Source organism: Marinobacter daqiaonensis, assembly GCF_900115285.1.
Lineage (GTDB): Bacteria > Pseudomonadota > Gammaproteobacteria > Pseudomonadales > Oleiphilaceae > Marinobacter > Marinobacter daqiaonensis.
Genome location: NZ_FOYW01000001.1, coordinates 1482466 through 1500902, shown reverse-complemented (window position 1 = coordinate 1500902; position 18437 = coordinate 1482466). Strand labels below are relative to the sequence as shown.

19 protein-coding genes are annotated in these 18437 nt (G+C 59.3%); 12 read left to right on the top strand and 7 right to left on the bottom strand.

Annotated features, from left to right (window positions below; all coding sequences use genetic code 11):
- The first annotated feature begins 117 nt into the window (after positions 1 to 117).
- From BM346_RS06940 to BM346_RS06925, 4 genes are read left to right on the top strand one after another with little or no spacing between them, the layout of a single operon-like run.
- On the top strand, positions 118 to 1386 hold the full coding sequence (locus BM346_RS06940; RefSeq protein ID WP_092010104.1) for a nitrous oxide reductase family maturation protein NosD: 1269 nt from the start codon (positions 118 to 120) through the stop codon (positions 1384 to 1386).
- Positions 1383 to 2312, top strand: a complete 930-nt coding sequence (locus BM346_RS06935) for an ABC transporter ATP-binding protein (protein WP_092010102.1) — start codon at positions 1383 to 1385, stop codon at positions 2310 to 2312. The genes BM346_RS06940 and BM346_RS06935 overlap by 4 nt, the downstream gene beginning before the upstream one ends.
- Positions 2309 to 3139 carry an ABC transporter permease gene (locus BM346_RS06930; RefSeq protein ID WP_092010100.1) on the top strand — a complete coding sequence of 277 codons (831 nt, stop codon included), beginning with the start codon at positions 2309 to 2311 and terminating at the stop codon, positions 3137 to 3139. Before BM346_RS06935 ends, BM346_RS06930 begins: the two co-directional genes overlap by 4 nt.
- A gap of 14 nt (positions 3140 to 3153) precedes the next feature.
- Positions 3154 to 3669, top strand: coding sequence for a nitrous oxide reductase accessory protein NosL (locus BM346_RS06925; RefSeq protein ID WP_227662872.1), 516 nt, complete (start codon positions 3154 to 3156; stop codon positions 3667 to 3669).
- A 393-nt stretch (positions 3670 to 4062) separates the two neighbouring features.
- Here the strand turns inward: BM346_RS06925 and moaA are convergent, their stop codons facing one another.
- The 3 genes from moaA to BM346_RS06910 form a co-directional block, all read right to left on the bottom strand.
- Positions 4063 to 5055 (bottom strand): GTP 3',8-cyclase MoaA, encoded by a 993-nt coding sequence (gene moaA / locus BM346_RS06920; protein ID WP_092010098.1) that lies wholly within the window; start codon positions 5053 to 5055, stop codon positions 4063 to 4065.
- Between the two features lie 104 nt (positions 5056 to 5159).
- A complete protein-coding gene (locus BM346_RS06915; RefSeq protein ID WP_092010096.1) occupies positions 5160 to 5642 on the bottom strand; it encodes a hemerythrin domain-containing protein in 483 nt (160 codons plus the stop codon).
- Between the two features lie 70 nt (positions 5643 to 5712).
- The gene (locus BM346_RS06910) at positions 5713 to 8007 is read right to left on the bottom strand and encodes a nitric-oxide reductase large subunit (RefSeq protein WP_092010094.1); all 2295 of its coding nucleotides are present in this window, start codon (positions 8005 to 8007) and stop codon (positions 5713 to 5715) included.
- Positions 8008 to 8237: 230 nt separating this feature from the next.
- On the opposite strand from BM346_RS06910, the gene BM346_RS06905 reads away from it, so the two are divergent.
- The 3 genes from BM346_RS06905 (at position 8238) to BM346_RS06895 (ending at position 9463) form a co-directional block, all read left to right on the top strand.
- On the top strand, positions 8238 to 8474 hold the full coding sequence (locus BM346_RS06905; RefSeq protein WP_227662873.1) for a hypothetical protein: 237 nt from the start codon (positions 8238 to 8240) through the stop codon (positions 8472 to 8474).
- 149 nt (positions 8475 to 8623) lie between these two features.
- Positions 8624 to 8980 carry a YbaN family protein gene (locus BM346_RS06900; RefSeq protein ID WP_092010090.1) on the top strand — a complete coding sequence of 119 codons (357 nt, stop codon included), beginning with the start codon at positions 8624 to 8626 and terminating at the stop codon, positions 8978 to 8980.
- Positions 8981 to 9025: 45 nt separating this feature from the next.
- Complete coding sequence (locus BM346_RS06895) at positions 9026 to 9463, top strand: Rrf2 family transcriptional regulator (protein WP_092010088.1); 438 nt, start codon at positions 9026 to 9028, stop codon at positions 9461 to 9463.
- Positions 9464 to 9538: 75 nt separating this feature from the next.
- Here BM346_RS06895 and BM346_RS06890 read toward each other — a convergent pair whose 3' ends face one another.
- Together BM346_RS06890 and BM346_RS06885 are read right to left on the bottom strand one after the other, a co-directional pair.
- Positions 9539 to 10147, bottom strand: coding sequence for an HD domain-containing protein (locus tag BM346_RS06890; protein WP_092010086.1), 609 nt, complete (start codon positions 10145 to 10147; stop codon positions 9539 to 9541).
- 284 nt (positions 10148 to 10431) lie between these two features.
- Positions 10432 to 10926: a hypothetical protein gene (locus BM346_RS06885; RefSeq protein WP_139229912.1), complete on the bottom strand. Its 495-nt coding sequence runs from the start codon at positions 10924 to 10926 to the stop codon at positions 10432 to 10434.
- On the opposite strand from BM346_RS06885, the gene BM346_RS17910 reads away from it, so the two are divergent.
- Together BM346_RS17910 and BM346_RS06875 are read left to right on the top strand one after the other, a co-directional pair.
- Positions 10925 to 11206, top strand: coding sequence for a hypothetical protein (locus tag BM346_RS17910; RefSeq protein ID WP_139229911.1), 282 nt, complete (start codon positions 10925 to 10927; stop codon positions 11204 to 11206). The two genes, BM346_RS06885 and BM346_RS17910, sit on opposite strands and share 2 nt — an antisense overlap.
- On the top strand, positions 11203 to 12555 hold the full coding sequence (locus BM346_RS06875) for a TrpB-like pyridoxal phosphate-dependent enzyme (protein WP_092010080.1): 1353 nt from the start codon (positions 11203 to 11205) through the stop codon (positions 12553 to 12555). The genes BM346_RS17910 and BM346_RS06875 overlap by 4 nt, the downstream gene beginning before the upstream one ends.
- A gap of 119 nt (positions 12556 to 12674) precedes the next feature.
- Here the strand turns inward: BM346_RS06875 and BM346_RS06870 are convergent, their stop codons facing one another.
- Positions 12675 to 14819: a TonB-dependent siderophore receptor gene (locus BM346_RS06870; protein WP_092010079.1), complete on the bottom strand. Its 2145-nt coding sequence runs from the start codon at positions 14817 to 14819 to the stop codon at positions 12675 to 12677.
- Positions 14820 to 15085: 266 nt separating this feature from the next.
- On the opposite strand from BM346_RS06870, the gene BM346_RS06865 reads away from it, so the two are divergent.
- Both BM346_RS06865 and BM346_RS06860 read left to right on the top strand, forming a co-directional pair.
- Positions 15086 to 15466 carry a CidA/LrgA family protein gene (locus BM346_RS06865; RefSeq protein WP_092010077.1) on the top strand — a complete coding sequence of 127 codons (381 nt, stop codon included), beginning with the start codon at positions 15086 to 15088 and terminating at the stop codon, positions 15464 to 15466.
- Positions 15459 to 16184, top strand: coding sequence for an LrgB family protein (locus tag BM346_RS06860; protein ID WP_092010075.1), 726 nt, complete (start codon positions 15459 to 15461; stop codon positions 16182 to 16184). The genes BM346_RS06865 and BM346_RS06860 overlap by 8 nt, the downstream gene beginning before the upstream one ends.
- A gap of 100 nt (positions 16185 to 16284) precedes the next feature.
- Here the strand turns inward: BM346_RS06860 and BM346_RS06855 are convergent, their stop codons facing one another.
- A complete protein-coding gene (locus BM346_RS06855) occupies positions 16285 to 16656 on the bottom strand; it encodes a gamma-glutamylcyclotransferase family protein (RefSeq protein WP_092010073.1) in 372 nt (123 codons plus the stop codon).
- A gap of 304 nt (positions 16657 to 16960) precedes the next feature.
- On the opposite strand from BM346_RS06855, the gene BM346_RS06850 reads away from it, so the two are divergent.
- Entirely contained in the window at positions 16961 to 18436 is a 1476-nt protein-coding gene (locus BM346_RS06850; protein WP_092010071.1) for a sensor domain-containing protein, read from the top strand.
- The last annotated feature ends 1 nt before the right edge of the window (position 18437 follow it).

Below are 18437 nucleotides of genomic sequence, written 5' to 3'. Positions count from 1 at the left end.
CCTGTGTCGCTCGGGCTCCGCCATCCATGGCTCCGCACGGTCCAGGAAAGCCCTCTCCCCTTGGCTTGTTCCGGCTTTGGTGCAAGTCGCCACACAGTTATTTCCAGAGAAACCCTGATGCTTCAACTATCGCGTTATGGAGTGGCCCTGACAGTCGCTCTGTTCGCTCTGACCGCCAACGCGGACCTGCAGGAGGAGCTTGATGCGCTGGAGTCCGGCGCATCGTTTGAGCTGCCAGCGGATCAGCTCCCCCCACTGACCATCAGAGTGCCGGATGTAACGGTAACCTGTGCTCCGCAAACCGTGATTGATGGCGGTGGCTCTGGTAGCGCCGTCCATATCCGGGCACCGGGCATTACCCTGGCGGATTGTGATATCCGTAACTGGGGCAGGGATCTGAATCAGTTGGATGCGGGAGTTTTTGTGGCCCGGGAGGCCACCGGCGCGGTTCTGGAGAACAACCGGTTGCATGGCCCGGCCTTTGGTGTCTGGCTGGATGCAGCCCCGGATGTGGTCGTGCGCAATAACCTGGTGCGGGGCGATGTCCGCCTGCGGTCCCAGGACCGGGGCAATGGCATCCACCTGTTCAACACCACCGGTGCTCTCATCGAAGACAATGACATCCGGCAGACCCGCGATGCCATCTACATCGAGACTGCCAACAACAACATCATTCGTGGCAACACCATGGCGGACCTGCGCTATGGCATCCATTACATGTACTCGATGGACAATCTGCTGGAAGGCAACGTCACGTCTGGCACCCGGACCGGTTATGCGCTGATGCAGAGCAAGCGGCTGAAGGTGATCAACAACCGATCCGAGAATGACCAGAACTACGGCATTCTGATGAACTTCATCACCCACTCAACCCTGCGGGGCAACGTGGTCACCGGCGTGTCCCAGGGACAGACCGGCGGGGTGGCCATTTCCGGGGCTGAGGGCAAGGCGGTGTTTATCTACAATTCTCTCTACAACACCTTTGAAAACAATGTCTTTGCGGACAGCAACCTGGGTATCCATCTGACCGCCGGTTCCGAGGAGAACGAGGTATTCGGCAACGCCTTCGTGAATAACCAGCACCAGGTGAAATACGTGGCCACCCGCACCCAGGAGTGGTCGAAGGACGGCCGCGGCAACTACTGGAGCGATTACCTGGGCTGGGACCGGGACCAGGATGGTCTGGGGGATGTGCCCTATGAACCCAACGACAATGTGGACCGGCTCCTGTGGACCTATCCGGAGGCTCGGATTCTGATGCATAGCCCGGCGGTGGATACGCTGCGCTGGGTGCAGGAGGCCTTCCCGGTGGTCAAGGCCGCCGGCGTCAGTGACTCCTATCCCCTGATGCACCTACCTGAAACCCTGCGTGGGGAGAAGCCATGAGCTGTTTTCGTCTTGAAAACGTGAGTTATCGTTACAGTCGATCGCCGGTGCTGACCGGCATTGACCTGGCGCTGGAGCCCGGAGAAATCCTTGGGCTGTTTGGTCACAATGGCGCCGGCAAGACCACTTCCATCAAGCTGATCCTGGGCCTGATGACACCACAGCAGGGCACGGTTTCTGTGCTGGGCGGCACGGCCGGTGCCCCGGAGGTCAGCCAGCACATCGGTTACCTTCCCGAGAATGTCATGTTCTACCCGCAACTGACCGGTAGCGAGATCCTCAACCACTTTGCCCGCCTCAAAGGGGCCTCCCTGGAGCAGGTGCCCCGGTTGATGGAGCAGGTGGGCCTGGCGGACGCACTCCACTCGCGGGTCAAGACCTACTCCAAAGGCATGCGACAGCGACTTGGCCTGGCCCAGGCCCTGTTGGGAAAACCAAAGCTGCTGATGCTGGACGAGCCGACCGTCGGCCTGGACCCCGTGGCCACCGCCGATCTTTATCGTCTGCTGCGCACCCTGCGGGACGCCGGCACCGGCATCGTGCTGTGCTCCCATGTGCTGCCAGGGGTGGAGCCCTATATCGATCGCGCTGCCATCCTGACCGGAGGCACGCTCAAGGCCGCCGGTAACCTGACGGCGTTGCGACGCCAGGCCAACATGCCGGTGGTGCTTTCGGTTATTCCGGCGGATGGAAACCATCAGCTGGAAGCGGCCGTCATGGGTTCCGGCCTGAACGCCAGTGTGACCCAAAAGAGGAATGGCAGCCTGAGGATCGAAGTGGCCCCGCTGCAGAAAATGGCGATGGTCCGGCGTCTGCTGGCGACCGGCGAAGTACGGGATCTGGATATCTCGGAACCCACCCTGGAGGACATCTACGTGCATTTTATCGGATCCGGTGGTCTGGCTCATCGGGGAGGTGTCCAATGAACAGTATCTGGACCATCGCCCGCAAGGAACTGGCTGACAGCCTCCGCAATCGCTGGCTGATCGCCATTGCCATCGTTTTCGCCACCCTGGCCCTGGGCATCGCATGGTTCGGTGCGGCGGCGTCGGGTACGGTGGGTTACGCATCCACGCCTGCGACCATCGCCAGTCTGGCCAGCCTGGGTATCTTCCTGATCCCGTTGATTGCATTGCTGCTGGCCTACGATGCGATTGTAGGGGAGGAAGAGGGCGGCACGTTGCTGTTGCTGATGACCTATCCCCTGAGCCGGGGTCAGCTCCTGTTCGGCAAGTTCCTGGGCCATGGCCTGACCCTGGCACTGGCGACCCTGATCGGTTTCGGTGTGGCTGGAGTGGCGATCGCCCTCCTTGTTAACGAAGTGGCTGTCGGCGCTCTGGCGGTGGCCATGTTCCGGTTCATCCTGTCGACAATCCTGCTGGGCTGGGGCTTTATCGCCCTCGCGTACCTCGTCAGCGTCCGGGTGAGCGAGAAGCCCCTGGCCGCGGGTCTGGCTCTGGCGATCTGGTTCTTCTTCGTTCTGATTTTCGACCTGGTGTTGCTGGGCATCCTCGTGGCCAGCGAGGGCAGGTTGAACCCCGACCTTCTGCCCTGGCTGCTGTTGCTCAACCCCACGGATATCTACCGTCTGCTGAACATTGTCGCCTTTGAAGGGGGTGCCCGGCTGACCGGTGTGCTGAGCCTGGGCGCGGACCTGCCCATGGGCCCCGCCGGCCTTTGGGCGGCCCTGGTGGTCTGGTTCGTGGTCCCCCTGGCGGGCGCCTGGGCCCTTTTCCGAAACCGTCGTATCTGATCTGGAGTCTGTCGATGAATATGTTACCCCTTATACGTACCGGTCTGATCCTGATTCTGACCAGCATCCTGGTGGCCTGCTCGGGTTCGGAGGAGACGGCGCAGGCCAGGCCAGATCCGGTTCATTTCGAGTCCGGCGATGAATGCCATGTTTGCGGCATGGCCATTACCCGCTTCCCCGGCCCAAAGGGCCAGGCGATTTCGGGTGAGGAGTCGCAGGTTCGTAAATTCTGCTCCACTCGCGACATGTTCTCGTGGGCAATGCAGCCGGAGAACATCAATCGGGATTACACACTCTATGTCCATGACATGGCCCAGACTGACTGGGAGCATCCGGATGATACGGCCCTGATTGATGCCCGGGAGGCCTGGTTTGTTGTGGGTTCTGAGCGGACCGGCGCCATGGGCCCCACCCTGGCCTCTTTTGCGGCTCAGTCGGATGCCGAGACTTTTGCCGGGCAGTACGGTGGCGAGGTGGTGCCGTTTGATGGGATTACCATGGAGCACCTTAGTTTCGGGGCTGCCATGTAGTTTTTTGAGCGGGCCTGGTGAGTTTGGTGGTGGCGGGCTGGCACTGGGAGGTCTCTCGCCGCCGCAATTCACGGCCATCCCTGGCCGGGCTTGCTACCGGGCCATCCATGGCCCTGCTCTGAAAGACCTCCCAGGGACAGCCCACCTCAGACTTTTCCGACACCGCAAGATTCGCTCGAACTCAGGTCTGGCCTTATCCTGACTAAGCTGTTGAGTAGTTGTTTTTTGTCGACAGGAGGCTGGCAGAAATGCACGTCGGCGGTGGGGTAAGGGGGAGCTTTCGCAGCTGCGACAGGGATGTCGCTTTAGCAAGGCCGGCCGATGGATGGGCCGTGAATTGCGGCGGAGAAAGCTCCCCCTTACCCCACCGCCAGCCACCAGAACCAGCAGGCTTCAGCCGCCAGTCATATTCATGAACCGAAGAATCTGAACATCCCCCCCAACCTCGAAGTGATGCTTCTCGGGCTTCAGCTCCATGGCGTCAATAATGGTCTGCCTGAGCTTGTCGTCGGAAACGGGGTTGCCCCGCAGCACCCGCCGCAGATCCACCGAATGCTCATTGCCGAGGCAAAGCAACAACCGGCCCTCAACGGTCACCCGGACCCGGTTGCAGGTGGAACAGAAGTTATGGGAATGGGGAGAAATGAAACCAACCCGGCTCTGGCTGCCGGGCATGCGGTAGTAACGGGCCGGACCTCCCGAGTCCTCTGTGGCGGGAACAAGGTCATGGTGCTGGCGGATAATACCCCGGACCTCATCGCTGCTGCAGAAAGCCACACTCCGGTCATGCTCGGTGATCTCTCCCAGGGGCATCTCTTCGATGAAGGTGATGTCGACCCCTTTGCGGCGGGCAAAATCCACCAGTTCAGGCACCTCGTCATCGTTACGGCCCTTCAGCACCACCGTGTTGAGCTTGATGCCGCGAAAGCCCGCTTCCCGGGATGCGTCGATGCCATCAAGTACCTGGGACAGCTTGCCAGTACGGGTAATGCGCCGGAACCTGTCCGGATCCAGTGAGTCCAGGCTGATGTTGAGCCGGTGCATGCCCGCCCGGCGCAGGTCATCGGCCATGGTGGGCAACTGGCTGCCGTTGGTGGTCATGGCGAAGTCACGCAGGCCGTAGCTGCCGATTTCCCTGACCAGTTCCAGGATGTCTCTGCGTACCAGCGGCTCGCCGCCGGTCAGCCTGATTTTCTCGGTGCCCAGTTCCGTGAAGGTGCGGGCCAGGCGGGCTATCTCTTCCAGGGTCAGTACCTGCTGGCGGGGCAGAAAGGTCATGTCCTCGGCCATGCAGTAGACGCAGCGGAAGTCGCAACGGTCAGTGACGGACAGGCGCACGTAGTTGACGGTGCGACCAAAACGGTCTGTCAGCTTGGAGTTGGGCATTGGCGTCGTTCCTGTTGCTTCGGTGTGCGTATCTGTCCCTAGAGGATAGTGCAAGTATGGCAAACCGGGGCATCGAATCCGATACCCCTGCGGGAGTATCCCGATCAGCTCTGACCGTCAATGCGGCTGAACAGCAGGCCATTTTCCAGCTGGATATGCTCCCTGAGATCATCGCAAAATGCGGTCAGACCGGAGTAGAGTCGCTGCCAGCTGCGGCAGGCCCCCTCGGGGAGGGTCAGTCCGTTGGTGAGGGTGTGGAGTCTCTCCAGGGCCGCTGAGTGCTCTTCGTGTTCGCTCCGCATGACCGATACCGGACCTGCAGCCATGGCACCCATGCCGCGGGTGATCATGGGGAACAGGATTTTTTCTTCCTTCGCCATGTGGGTCTCCAGTTCCTCGCTGACGTTGCGCAGGTGTGCCGAAAGCCCGGCCGGGCAGTCCGGGTGGCCACCGTGGACCCGCTCCACACGCTCGGAAAGCTGGATCAGCTCGGGTAGCTGCTCACGATGAGTGTCGTGGAAACGGGTCAGGATGTGCTCGATCAGCTCTTCATTGCTGGTGCTTTCGAGGGATGCTTGTGTCGTCATGATCAAACTCCGGTTTCACTGGTTATCGGTTCGGGGTGGGGCAGGTCGTCCCTGACCGGCCATTTCTCGTTCAGGCCTGTAACTGGCTGCCATGCGCTTCGTCTGACTCGCCGATCACCGGAGTGACAAGAGTGGGAGAGAGAACGCCCTTCACCACCTGCCAGGCAACAGCCAGGGCGCCAACAATGAAGACCACATCGCCCACGGTGCGGAACCAGCGCAGGAACTGCAGCAGATCGCTCTGCATGAAGGCTTCGCTGCGGGCGTACCACAGGCCTTCGCTGGCGCTGGCGACGAACTGGATCAGACCCACAGGCAATAGGCTGGTGAACAGCATCAGCACAAGACCGATGTTCAGCCACCAGAAACCGATCTTCATCAGGCGCTCGTCGAACACGATCTGGGGACGGATATAGCGCAGGATCAGCAGGCTGAAGCCCAGTGCAAGGAAACCATAGACTCCGAACAGAGCCGCATGGGCGTGGGTCGGCGTGGTATTCAGTCCCTGGATGTAGTAGAGCGCAATCGGGGGGTTGATCATGAAGCCGAGGACGCCAGCACCCAGCATGTTCCAGAAGGCCACCGCGACAAAGAACGTCAACGGCCAGCGAATGTTTTCCATCCAGGGGGCGCGGTTCTTCAGGCGCCAGTTTTCCCAGGCCTCATAGCCGAGGACCACCAGCGGGACCACTTCCAGGGCACTGAAGGTGGCGCCCACGGCCATCACCGGGGTGGTGGTGCCGGAGAAATACAGATGATGGAAGGTGCCGGGCACGCCACCGAGCATGAACAGGCTGGCAGAGGCCAGGCTGGCGGACGTTGCGATGGTGCGGGAGACCAGGCCCATGCTGCAGAAGATGAAGGCCAGTGCGGCGGTGGCGAATACCTCGAAGAAGCCTTCAACCCAGAGGTGGACGATCCACCAGCGCCAGTACTCCATGATGGAAATGTGGGTGCGTTCGCCATAGAAGAAGCCGGCGCCGTAGAACAGCCCGATGGCCACCACCGATGCCGTGAGCAGGGCCAGCAGGTGCTTGTCCCCGGGCTGGCGCAGCGCGGGCACGATGCCTCTGAGCATCAGCACCAGCCAGAGCACGATGCCGATGAACTTGCCAATCTGCCAGAAACGCCCCAGGTCGACATATTCATAGCCCTGGTGGCCGAGCCAGAAGCTCAGGTGCTCCGGCATGATCTGGGCGATGGCCAGGTAATTGCCGATGAAGGAGCCGGCGACAACCACGAAGAGCGCCCAGAACAGAATGTCCACACCAAGTTTCTGGAACTTCGGGTCCGTGCCACCGTTGATAATGGGCGCCAGGAACAGGCCCGCGGCCAGGAAACCGGTGGCGATCCAGAACAGCGCCGCCTGGATGTGCCAGGTGCGGACAAGGGAGTAGGGGAACCACTCCGATACATTGATACCGTAGAAGCTCTGGCCTTCCACCGTGTAATGAGCAGTAAAGCCACCGAGCATCACCTGAAACGTGAACAGACCAACGACCAGCAGCAGGTACTTGCCCAGGGCCCGCTGTGAGGGCGTAAGAGCAAAGCTGGTGAGGGGGTCCTTCATTGGTGCGGCGGGCTCCTCCTCATCATGTCTGCGCAGGAAGGCCCAGGCCCAGATCAGGCCCCCCACCCCTGCGATCAGCAGGATGACACTGATGACTGACCAGACAACGTTTTCGGCAGTCGGCTTGTTGTCGATCAGCGGTTCGTGAGGCCAGTTGTTGGTGTAAGTGGCATCGCTACCGGGACGCTCGGTCGCAGCCGCCCAGGCGGTCCAGAAGAAGAACTCGGTCATGCGTTCACGACGCTCTGCGCTGGGCAGCGTATTCTCCTTCATGGCGTAATTTTCGCGGGTTGGCTGGAGTTGCGGGTCGTCGCTGAACAGACGGCTGTAGTAGTCAGCGGTCTCGGCAATGGCCAGGGCCCTGCGCTCTTCCACCACGAGAGTATCGGTTTCCGGCGTGTAGCCGTTGGTCCGATAGGCCTGTTTCAGCTGGTATTCAAGGGCATTCTGCTGCTGGCCGGAAAGATCGTGCCAGTTTTTCCCATACTCCTCCCGGGCGGCAATCTCCAACCAGGTGGTGAGCTCTCGATGGAGCCAGTCAGCAGTCCAGTCCGGGGCCTGGTAGGCGCCATGGCCCCAGATGGATCCCAGCTGCATGCCGCCAACGGATTGCCAGGCTGTCTGGCCATCGAGGATGCTGTCTTCTGTCATCAGGGTTTCGCCGTCGGTTGTGACGACTTTTGCGGGAATCGGGGGGGCTGCCCGATAGACCTCCGCCCCAAAATATCCGAGCAGGACAAAGGTGATCGCCAGTATGGCGATCAGGGTAAGCCAGAGTCGGCGGTAGTTTGCCATGTGTTGGGTCTCCGTGGGCTTCCGTTGATAGGAGGTTGGTTTTTTTCAAAAACAAGTATAAAAAATGAATCTTTAAAAATCATTGAAATGGATCAAGAATTTGTGGGTACCCCCAAAAGGGTATCAGAGCCTGATTCGGTTGGAGTCAGGACATAACAATCATATTGAATAAATCTTTACGCTGTGCTTTAGTAGATTTATGTGAAATAGATGTTTAAGTGGAGGAAGTTATGGGAACGACAGATCCGCTCATGGAACAACTGTTGCGCTTCGCCAATACCGCGTTGCTGTTGAGCGTGCTGGGTACGGTAATGACGGTGGCTCTGGCCTATCCGCTGGCCGACTGGCTGACCCTCCCGGCCCAGATCGCCGCCCACATAGGCACGTTGGTTTTTGCCACCGGGCTCAAGCTCTCCTATGTGACCAGACTGATATCCCTGAAGAATCTGGGGAGACCTGTGCATTGAAATCCGGTACGATATTAGTTGCATTACCGAACCAGATTTCAGGCGGTATTCGCGGAGTTACGCCCCCCACTAGGTTTGCGGGGCCTGAGACCCCACGACAGGAAAGGCAGTGCGGTGTTTTTTTCACATCTTTACGGTGGAGGCGGCCGTTGAGCAGAACCGTTTACCGCATTCTGGCGTATTGCAGCCTAGGACTCGGGGTTGCGGGCATTGCTTTGCCACTGCTTCCCACGACGCCCTTTGTGCTGCTGGCGGCATGGTTGGCCAGCCGGAGTTCGCCGGCGTTCAATGAGTGGCTTCTGGGGCATCGTACCTTTGGGCCGATCATAGAGAACTGGCGTGAAAGGCGGGCGGTGCCCATGAGGGCCAAGCTGGCGGCGGCGGTGCTGCTCACGTCCAGCTGGACGATGTTGCTGATGTTGGGGTCCCCCCCGATCCTGTTGGTTGTGGCGGGAGTGTTCTTTTCGGGCCTGTTGTTATTTCTGATGACACGGCCCACAGGATGAAGTTACAGGGGTACCGCCCCTGAAGTAAGGGTTCAGGAGTCCCAGATGCATATTACGCGTTACACAGATTACTCCCTGCGGGTGCTGATTTATCTTGCGGTCCAGAGAGATCGCCTGTCCACCATTCAGGAAATCGCCGATAGCTATCAGATTTCCAAGAACCATTTGATGAAGGTCGTTCACCAGCTCAACCGGAAAGGCTACATCGAAACGGTTCGCGGCAAGAGCGGCGGCATGAGGCTGCACCGGGACCCCCGCACCATCAATATTGGCGTACTGGTTCGGGAAACAGAGCAGGACCTGAATCTGGTTGAGTGTTTCTCTTCGGAGGGGAACTGCGCAATCACTCCGGTGTGTGGACTGAAAGGGGCTTTCGCCCATGCCCTGCAGGCATTTCTTGAGGCCCTCGACGAATATACCCTCGAGGATATTCTGCCTGAACGGCATAAGCCCCAGCTATTGAGGCTGCTGCAGATAGCCTGACGGACCTCAGCTCATAAAAAAGCCCGGTCAACGCCTGTTGGCCGGGCTTTTTTTAACTGTACAGCGACCGCCGCCTCAGGCTTCCGCCTCACTGGAAATGTTCTTATAGAGGGAGCGCTTGGGCTTGGCCATCACCCGCCGCACCATGGGCTCGAAGAACTCCAGAGGCAGGATCTCGCCATCCGGGTTGAAAGCCGGGGAGTCGTACTTGCTGACAAACTCCAGGGTGCGCTCGTAGTAGGGGTGATCCCGGTACTGTTCCCTCAGATTCCGGTCCATGCCCAGGTGATGGAAGAAGTAGTAGCCCTGGAAAATGGCGTGATGCTTGACCAGCCAATGGTTCTCCTCGGAGACGAAGGGCTCAAGGATTGCGGCGGCGATGTCGGCGTGGTTGAAGGCGCCAAGCGTATCGCCGATGTCGTGCAGCAGTGCGCACACCACGTATTCCTCATCCTTGCCATCCTGGTGGGCCAGCGTGGCTGTTTGCAGGCAGTGGGTCAGGCGGTCCACCTTGAAACCGCCGAAGTCACCGGCAAGAAGTTTCAGGTGCTCCAGGATGCGGTCCGGGTGGCCCTTGGCAAACTCACGGTAGCAGCCGCCGATCTTCTCCCAGTCTTCCTGGGTGCTTTCCTTCATGTCAGTAAAGGTGGCGCGGTCACTGGCGCCCATGGTCATGTCACTCATGTCTGAACTCCCCATCAGCAGACGGTGGCACCTCATTTCGCAGCCCATGGTACCTGGGGGTAGGCGCTGCGTTGAGGGTGCCTTGTTGTGGTTGTTTTGTGAAACCCTGTTCTGCAGTTTACGCCCTGGCGGCGGGAAAAATCCATGCCTGAGGCCCCTGGGCGACGCAGGTTGTCCAAAAAAACGTCAGGCCATGGACTGGCAGTGGCTGGAAGGGCGGTGAAGAAGGCGGGGCCTTAAGGCCAGGACTCCCTGGCAGAGGGAGGTTCCTGGCCGGGATTTACTCAGAACTCGAAGGTCACACCACCGATGATGCCGGGCTCACCGTCGTACACATCCAGCTCTGCAAACACTTTGAAGTCGCGCTCTATGGCGTACCGGGCCGTGCCGGTGAAACCAACGTAATCCAGGTCGCCGGTGATAACCCGGCCACCGACGCCAACCTCAAGCTCATTGGTCAACTGGTGACGCAATCCGCCGCGAATGCCAAGGCCGGTGTCATCCACTTCGGCGCTGTTCCAGTCCAGTTCCTGATACTCCAGGGTCACGCCACCCCACAGGTCGGTCCTGGCGTCCAGCCCATGGCGATAGCCGCCGCCGACGTGGAGCGCGGTGAGGTCCACATCATCGGTGAGGTACTTGAGGCCGCCAAAAACGAACACGTTCTCGTTGAGGGCCAGCGAACCACGGGTATCGAGACCGATAAAGTCCTCGGACTCGAAGTCGGGGTAGAGTGCCACGCCGCCCTCAAGGTAAGAGTAACTGAGGCTCTCTGCCATGGCCGCAACCGGCAGAAGCATTGCGGCTGCTGTCAGCCCACGAATTCCATTTTTCATACTGCACCTGTTGGGTTATCAATTGGGTTCCGGTTTCCCCTTGGAAACTGAAACAAATGTTAACAGAAGCAAAACCGGGAAGGCCCGACAGATTGTTAATGAAGCGGCCATGTTCACGGTCGTCGGCAGGCCAGGTTTTGATACGAATCCGTTTCGTAAAACAGCCAGTATGGTAATGTTCCTGTTCTCCAATGATGTGTTTGAAGGAATGCGAACCAAATGACAACAAAATACCTCCTTGACGAAACCCAGATGCCCAAAACCTGGTACAACATCCAGGCCGACTTCCCCGAGCCCATGGCGCCCGTTCTTCATCCGGTGACCAAGGAGCCGGTAGGACCCTCCGACCTTGAGCCGTTGTTCCCGATGGCACTGATCGAACAGGAGGTCAGCACTGAGCGGGAGATCGAGATCCCGGAGCCCGTGCGGGAGGTCTACAAGATGTGGCGCCCGGCGCCACTGTATCGGGCTCACGGCCTGGAAAAGGCCCTCGGCACAACCGCCAAGATCTTCTACAAGTACGAAGGGGTCAGCCCGGCGGGCAGCCACAAGCCCAATACCGCCATTCCGCAGGCTTTCTATAACAAGCAGGAAGGCATCAATCGACTGACCACCGAAACCGGGGCAGGCCAATGGGGTACGTCCCTGGCTTTTGCCGGTTCCCTGTTCGACATGGACGTGAACGTGTTTCAGGTCCGGGTCTCCTACGACCAGAAACCCTATCGCCGGGCCGTCATGGAAACCTACGGTGCGAAATGCGTGGCCTCACCCTCCAATATGACCGAGTTTGGCCGCAAGGTGCTTGCGGAGAACCCGGACCATACGGGGAGCCTCGGCATTGCCATTTCCGAAGCCGTGGAGCTGGCGGTGCAGGATCCGAATACCAAATACGCCCTGGGCTCTGTCCTCAACCACGTGCTGGTTCACCAGTCCATCATCGGGCTGGAAGCGATGCAGCAGATGGAGATGGCGGATGAATGGCCGGACGTCATCGTGGGCTGCACCGGCGGCGGCTCCAACTTTGCCGGCATAGCATTTCCGTTCATGGGGCATGCCCTCCGCGGCGGTCAGAAATCCCGGATTGTAGCGGTGGAGCCCTCGGCCTGTCCGACCCTGACCCGGGGCAAGTTTGCCTACGATTACGGCGACACCGCCAAAATGACCCCGCTGACGAAGATGCACACCCTGGGCTCGCAATTCACCCCGCCGGGCTTCCACGCCGGCGGTTTGCGCTATCATGGTATGGCACCCATGGTGTCCCACGCCAAGGAGCTTGGCCTGTTTGAAGCAACGGCCTATACCCAGCGGGAGTGTTTCGAGGCGGGAGTGCTGTTTGCCCGGGCCGAGGGCATTGTGCCGGCACCGGAAGCGAACCACGCGGTCAAGGGCGCCATAGAGGAAGCCCTGCGCTGTAAGCGTGAGGGTACCTCTGAGGTCATCCTGCTCAACCTGTGTGGCCACGGCCACTTCGACATGGCAGCCTACACCTCTTACTTCGCCGGTGAGCTGGGGGATTACGAGTACGATGATGCCGAGCTTGGCATGGCACTGTCGGGGCTGCCTTCTGTGTGAGGCGGTTCTGCCCTGTAAACAAAAAAACCCGCCGGACTGGCGGGTTTTTTTTGGATGGCGACCGGAGTTTATCGGGTCAGTAAGTTGCTACTTTGCCTTGGTCCGGCTTCATCGGGGAACTAGTAGTTCCAGCTCAGGGTGACGCTGCCGTTAGCCGGTGCGCCGTAGAATCCCTGACCACTGCTGCCGGCCCAACGCAGACTCGCCAGATACTTTTCATCCGTGACATTGAAAGCGTTGGCCTGGACAGCCCAGTTTTCGTTGAATTCATAACGCGCCATAAGGTCAAGCAGAGCGTAAGACTCCTGTTCGACCCGGCCACCCGCAGGGGCTGTTTCCTCGATGTCATCCTGCCAGTTTACGCTGGCGCCAACCTTCAGACCCTGGACCGGTGGAAGTTCGTAAACCGCAGAGACACGAGCCATCCGGCTGGGGATGTATGTGAGGGCGTCGTTGCCGTCCTGCTCGATGTTTACGTAAGTGAAACCTCCTGCCAGTTCCAGGCCCTGCAGTGGCTCGCCTGCGAGGTCGATTTCAAATCCTTCGCTTTCCAGTCCCTTCACGCCGGTGAAGAAAGGCAGGGCGGTTCCGGGGATCAGGCCCGCCTGTTCAGCGACATTGTCTTCCTCAGTCTGGAATACCGCCATTGCGGCATAGAAGCGGTTGCCGAACCACTCGCTTTTCAGGCCCGCCTCAACGGTCTGGCCAGTAATGGGGTCCAGGCGATCGCCGCTGAGGTCCACCTCGGTCTGTGGCTCAAAGATATCGGCATAGCTGGCATAAGCTGAAATATTAGGGGTAACGTCATAGACGAGGCCAAGGAAGGGGGTAACCTCGTCGTCCACCGAAGTGTTCGTTGAGACGCCGTAGCTGGCCCCTTCGCTGTCAAAGGATGTCAGTCGCGCACCTGCGATGGCCTTGAACCGATTGGTGACATTAAACCAGGAAGCGCCGTAGAGGGACTTCCACTCGTCCTTCCAGTCACTGCCGTTCTGGAAAGCATCGAACTGGGGCTCGGGGTAGCTGCCGTCAAACGGCTGATCGCCTACGAGCTCGGTGCCTATGCCGCGGCCGTAATGTGACAGGTCGAACAGGTCGGACCGGGAATAGTTCGCGCCGATAACCGCCTCATGGGTGCGGCCGAAAAGTTGGTAGGGGCCGCTGGCGGACAGGTCGAAGATCCGCATGTCGTTGTCGTACTCATAAAGGCTCGGATAGGCGAGCAGTTCCGGTTCCGGTGTTGTGAGATCCTCATACACATAGAACAGCTTGGCGTCGGAGGTGTTCTCGATCCGTGTCATGACGCCCTTGATCTGCCATTGATTGTCCAGCGTGTGAACGAGTTCGACAAAAGCGTTGCGGCGCTCCGTGTTCCAGAAGGACCATTCCGCGGAGGTACTGGTGTCACGGCTATAGTCGACCTGGCTGCCGTCCACGTAGGTGAGAGGCAGAGCACCCCATAGCGGGCTGTCGGCGTTCGATTCCTGGTAGGTGAAACCGGCCGTCAGGATGGTCTGGGGGCTCAGGTGGCCCTCAATAACCGCATGGAAGGCGTCCTTCTTCATTTCGTAGCGGTCCAGGTAGGAGTCCCTGTCCTGACTGGCGACGGCCACGCGGCCCTGTACGGCGCCAGTACCCACAGAGGCATCGGCTTCGATACGGGCATCGTTCCAGCTGCCATAGGTCAGGTCAATTCCGCCTTCGTTCTTCCCGGTCGGGCGCTTGCGAACGAAGTTGACCGCCGCCGAAGGGTCACCGGTGCCGGTGAGAAGGCCGGTCGCCCCACGTACAACCTCGATCCGGTCATAGGGGGCCGTATCGAGGTCACCCACGATATTGTCACGGACCAGTGGCATGTTGACGCCATCGAACTGGAAATTGCGGATATCAAAGCCGCGCGAGGTGAAATAGGTACGATCGGTTTCGACGCTTTCCACCGTCACGCCATTGACGTCCCTGAAGGCGCTGTTGATGTTGTTGAGCTGGAAATCCTCTATACGCTCACGCGTGACGACAGAGATGGCCTGTGGAGTTTCCTTTTGTGACAAGGTGAGTCCGGTAGCGGCCTTGCTCGTCTCTGGAAGATAGGTCTCGTCGGTATCCTGGTAGTCTTTAAGCTCGGCGCCGGTAACCTCCAGAGTTGGTAGACTGGCGGCATTCTCCCGGCTGTCACTGTCAGAAGGGTTCTGCTCAGCGCTGATAGCCGTGCCACTGAAACAGGCGGCCACAAGATACCCCGCCGTTATGCCCTTGCGCATGCTCATAAAGAAAACTCCTGAAAATTAGTAATACTGCCGAGATTCACGCGAGCTGATCATCCGGCAACCTGAACCAAAAGGATCGGCAAAATTTACAATAATGATTCTCATTAATCAACCTAAATGGTAATGGTTATCGATTTTGTTAGGGGGGTTATTGGAGGAGATGTGTCCGTTCAGAGGTAGGGGAATCCTCAGGTTGAAGCGCGCTTGCGCACATGTTTAATCAACGGGATAGTAGAAGTTCTTCTCATTTGTAATGGGTGCTCTTTATGACGTTTCTCAATGGCATCACGTTATTGCTGGTAGGCCAGCTTATTGGTGAGGTGATAACACGACTGCTTGGGCTGCCGATCCCCGGCCCGGTACTGGGGATGATCCTGCTTTTCACCCTGTTGCTGGCCTTCAGGCGGGTGCCGGTGTTTCTCGATACCGCCGCCAACGGCTTGCTCGGCCATCTGTCACTGCTGTTCGTACCGGCCGGAGTGGGCATCATGGTGCATTTTGACCGTCTGATGGCGGAGTGGCTGCCCATCGTGGCGGTCCTGCTGGTAACCACCCTGCTTACCATGGTGGCGACCGCCGGCATCATGATGATCGCGACCCGGTGGCTGGTGCCGGACTACCGTAGCCGGGAGCAGAACCATGATTGAGCCGGACCTCACCGACATCTGGGTCTATCTGTCCGCGTCGCCACTGCTTGGCCTGACCATGACCCTCGCCGCCTACATCCTGGCGTTTAACCTGTATCAGCGGGCGGGTTCGTCGCCATTGGTCAATCCCGTGGTCGTGGCGGTTGTGATGATCATTCTGGTACTGCTGCTCAGCGGCATCCCCTACCAGGATTATTTCGAGGGGGCCCAGTTCGTTCACTTCCTCCTCGGCCCCGCCACCGTGGCGCTGGCGGTGCCTCTTTACCAGCAACTGTCCCGTCTTCGCCAGCTCTGGTTGCCGGTAAGCATCGCCATTGTGTCCGGAGTCATTATTGCAGCAGGCAGTTCCATTGGCCTGGCCTGGCTCCTGGGGGCGTCGGTGGAAACCCAGCTGTCCCTGGCGCCCAAGTCCGCCACAGCGCCGGTGGCCATGGGAATCTCCGATACCATCGGAGGGTTGCCGTCCCTGACGGCGGTACTGGTGGTGGTGACTGGCATTGTTGGCGCGGTGCTGGGAACGCGGCTGTTCGAGCTGTTCGGCATTCGTGACGAAAGCGTGCGGGGTATCGCAATGGGCGTTGCCGCCCACGGCATCGGTACCGCGAGGGCGTTTCAGGTCAGCAAGCAGATGGGGGCTTTTTCGGGGTTGGCAATGGCTCTGTCGGCCTTTGCGACAGCGCTGATCCTGCCCTGGCTGGTAGCGCTGATGGGGCTCTAGGTCCGGTTTAAGTTCTCGCGCGCATTCCGTAGGCCTGTTTTCAGGTTTAGGCTCGGGGGGTAATTTGTTGCGGTACGAATAACCTAAGCTCTTTTCTCTCCTACGATGGAGGCCAGTTTCCGGAAAGGCGTCGTTTATGGGAAACCGGACGATTGTACAGGTAGACCCAGGTGGCTCCGAACCGGGTTTTCCGTTCCTTCCTCAGGAACAGACTCTGCCGGCGGTTTTCCGGATCAAAGTCCTCCAGCCTGTCCAGTGACCGAAGAGTTCGGGCGCTGACCTCGTACACCTCGACCGCAACGCTGCCGGAGTGCTCCTCGACTGCGCCCGGGTATCCGCCCAGATGGTAGAGGGCCACGCCCTCCAACCGATCCCTGCCCAGATACCGACTGTCCGCCAGCAGCGCGTGATTGGTTTGTCCCCGTTTCAGTGTGCCGTACACGGCGACCGTTTGTGATGGTGGAAATGACATTGCTCTCTCCGTCCAGGGGAGACCCGATTGTCCTTTATCCCCTTGGTGCTTGCCCGAACATGTGTGACCGAGATGGACGATTTACTTTGTTCCCTTGAACTATACTTTGTTCCGTTGACGGCTTTCCATGGCCCCGACGGGCTGGTACTCCGGCTTTCGTGCCGGACGACCGCTGCCGCGACGGCCAGACTGTAAAAGGGTGTCAAAAGAACATCTTTGTATTTCACTAGAGAGTTAACCAAGCTAACCTTTAGTCTTGCCAAAACATAATAAAAGGGCAGTTCAGTGCTCACTGGAGGCTTGAATGGTTGAGGAAGACTTCGGCAAGGATCTGGAAAGGGATTTCCGGGAGTTCCTCGACTCCTCGCCGGACTGCATTCTGGTCTGCGACTTCAGGACCCACCGTTACCTCTATGTAAATCATACGTCCTGTCTCATGACCGGGTATGACCGCCGGGAACTGCTGTCCATGCAGTCCTCCGAGCTCACGGAGCAAAGCCGGGAGGCAGTCAGCGAAATCCACGAACTGGCTCGTGCGGCCGGTGAGGCCGGCTATACCGACGAGCCCCGGCTGATGTTCAGCAAGGACAGGTCCCGGCGGGGATGGTGGGAAGGCCATTTCAGGTTCAAGGTGATCGGCGGGCGTGACGTGGTGGTGATCGTCTCCCGTGAGGTAACCCGCCGGGTCCTGGCCGAGCGGGCCGCGAGCCGGGCCATGAAGATCTATGCTGCTCTCAGCGCGACCAATGAAGCGATCATGCGCAGCACATCCCCGGAAGAACTGTTCCAGGCGGTTTGCGACGCAGCGATTGAGAGTGGGGGCATGACCACGGCAGCCATGGTTATGCCCGGAGCCGGCTCCGATTTGATGGAGCTTAAGGCCATGGCGGGTCTCGGGCGCGAGACTATGGAGGTCGCAGTGATCTCGGTCGATCCTCAGCGACCGGAGGGTCGCGGACTCATCGGCAAGGCTTTCCGCACCGGCAAGCCCTGTGTCACCGACGACTATCTCAAGGACTCACGCACTGCCCACTGGCACACTTTGGTGCGGGACCGCACCCAGATAAAGTCAGCTGCTTCCGTACCCATCGTCCGCGATGGCCGCTCGGTGGGTGCACTATATCTCTCCTCCCGGGAGCGGCGAGCGTTCGACGATGAGATTATTGGCCTTCTGGTACGCATGGCTGACAATCTTGCCTTTGCCCTGCAAAACTTCGAACACGAGGAGGAGCGACGTCAGGCAGAGGAACGTGCCCACTACCTGGCCACCCACTGTGCCCTGACCGGACTGCCGAACCGTAACCTGTTATCGGCCTTGCTGGAGCAGGCCATCGCCTCGGCCGGCCGCACCGGTCACAACCCGGCCATCATGTTCATTGATCTGGACCGGTTCAAGGAAATCAACGACACCTGGGGGCACGATACCGGAGACGGGGTTCTGCAAAAGGTCTCCAATCGGTTGCGGGAGGTTTTGCGGGAACACGATGTGCTGGCCCGGCTCGGGGGCGACGAATTCGTGGTGCTGGTTCAGAATATCGACAGCCCCGAACTCGCGGTTCGAGTAGCAGAAAAGCTGCTGGCGACTTCAAGTGAGCCCGTCATAGTGGACGGGCAGCCATTCACAGTAACTCTCAGCATCGGTATCAGTCTTTACCCGGAACACGGGCGTAACCAGCGGGCGCTGATGAAGGCCGCGGATCTGGCGATGTACGTTGCCAAGGACAAGGGCAAGAATACCTGGGCCCTGTACGGCGAGACCCAGGTCACCCAGCGGGCCTGAG

Coding starts and splice junctions, on each gene's coding strand:
- BM346_RS06915 (WP_092010096.1), bottom strand. CDS start 5,642: ATGACGACACAAGCATCCCTCGAAAGCACCAGCAATGAAGAGCTGATC.
- BM346_RS06895 (WP_092010088.1), top strand. CDS start 9,026: ATGCATATTACGCGTTACACAGATTACTCCCTGCGGGTGCTGATTTAT.
- BM346_RS06905 (WP_227662873.1), top strand. CDS start 8,238: ATGGGAACGACAGATCCGCTCATGGAACAACTGTTGCGCTTCGCCAAT.
- BM346_RS06855 (WP_092010073.1), bottom strand. CDS start 16,656: ATGTCATTTCCACCATCACAAACGGTCGCCGTGTACGGCACACTGAAA.
- BM346_RS06890 (WP_092010086.1), bottom strand. CDS start 10,147: ATGAGTGACATGACCATGGGCGCCAGTGACCGCGCCACCTTTACTGAC.
- BM346_RS06940 (WP_092010104.1), top strand. CDS start 118: ATGCTTCAACTATCGCGTTATGGAGTGGCCCTGACAGTCGCTCTGTTC.
- moaA (WP_092010098.1), bottom strand. CDS start 5,055: ATGCCCAACTCCAAGCTGACAGACCGTTTTGGTCGCACCGTCAACTAC.
- BM346_RS06910 (WP_092010094.1), bottom strand. CDS start 8,007: ATGGCAAACTACCGCCGACTCTGGCTTACCCTGATCGCCATACTGGCG.
- BM346_RS06860 (WP_092010075.1), top strand. CDS start 15,459: ATGATTGAGCCGGACCTCACCGACATCTGGGTCTATCTGTCCGCGTCG.
- BM346_RS06925 (WP_227662872.1), top strand. CDS start 3,154: ATGAATATGTTACCCCTTATACGTACCGGTCTGATCCTGATTCTGACC.
- BM346_RS06850 (WP_092010071.1), top strand. CDS start 16,961: ATGGTTGAGGAAGACTTCGGCAAGGATCTGGAAAGGGATTTCCGGGAG.
- BM346_RS06870 (WP_092010079.1), bottom strand. CDS start 14,819: ATGAGCATGCGCAAGGGCATAACGGCGGGGTATCTTGTGGCCGCCTGT.
- BM346_RS06875 (WP_092010080.1), top strand. CDS start 11,203: ATGACAACAAAATACCTCCTTGACGAAACCCAGATGCCCAAAACCTGG.
- BM346_RS06935 (WP_092010102.1), top strand. CDS start 1,383: ATGAGCTGTTTTCGTCTTGAAAACGTGAGTTATCGTTACAGTCGATCG.
- BM346_RS17910 (WP_139229911.1), top strand. CDS start 10,925: ATGGCCGCAACCGGCAGAAGCATTGCGGCTGCTGTCAGCCCACGAATT.
- BM346_RS06930 (WP_092010100.1), top strand. CDS start 2,309: ATGAACAGTATCTGGACCATCGCCCGCAAGGAACTGGCTGACAGCCTC.
- BM346_RS06865 (WP_092010077.1), top strand. CDS start 15,086: ATGACGTTTCTCAATGGCATCACGTTATTGCTGGTAGGCCAGCTTATT.
- BM346_RS06885 (WP_139229912.1), bottom strand. CDS start 10,926: ATGGCAGAGAGCCTCAGTTACTCTTACCTTGAGGGCGGCGTGGCACTC.